This window comes from Corallococcus sicarius, from assembly GCF_003611735.1.
Lineage (GTDB): Bacteria > Myxococcota > Myxococcia > Myxococcales > Myxococcaceae > Corallococcus > Corallococcus sicarius.
In genome coordinates, this window is the sequence record NZ_RAWG01000713.1 from 1 (window position 1) to 519 (window position 519).

At 70.7% G+C, this 519-nt stretch carries 1 protein-coding gene; it reads left to right on the forward strand.

What is annotated here, in order from left to right; translation table 11 throughout:
• The coding region (locus D7X12_RS41840) for a condensation domain-containing protein (protein ID WP_244225114.1) at window positions 1-519 on the forward strand (519 nt) is incomplete at both ends.

Here is a 519-nt window from a genome sequence, read left to right on the forward strand (position 1 = left end):
TCGGAGTGCTGGTGCGGGAGGTGAGCGCGCTCTACGCCGCGTTCGCCGAAGGGCGGCCGTCGCCCCTCCCGGAACTGCCGGTGCAGTACGCCGACTACGCCGCGTGGCAGCGCCGCACGCTCAGCGGTGAAGCCCTGCAGCGTGAAGTGGCCTACTGGGAAGCAAAGCTCTCCGGCGCTCCGGCCGTGCTGGAGCTGCCCATCGACAAGCCGCGACCGGCGGTCCGTAACACCGCGGGCGCGACGCTCGGCTTCACGCTTCCGCGCGAGCTGACGGAGAAGCTGCGGAGCCTGGGCCATCACGAAGGCGGCTCGCTCTTCATGGTGCTGCTCGCCGGCTGGCAGGCCCTGCTGTCCCGCTACACGGGCCAGCAGGACGTGAGCGTCGGCTCTCCCATCGCGGGCCGCACCCGCGCGGAGACGGAAGGACTCATCGGCTTCTTCGTCAACACGCTCGTGCTTCGGGCGAAGGTGGAGGACGGTCAGTCGTTCCGCGCCCTGCTTCGCCAGGTGCGCGGCA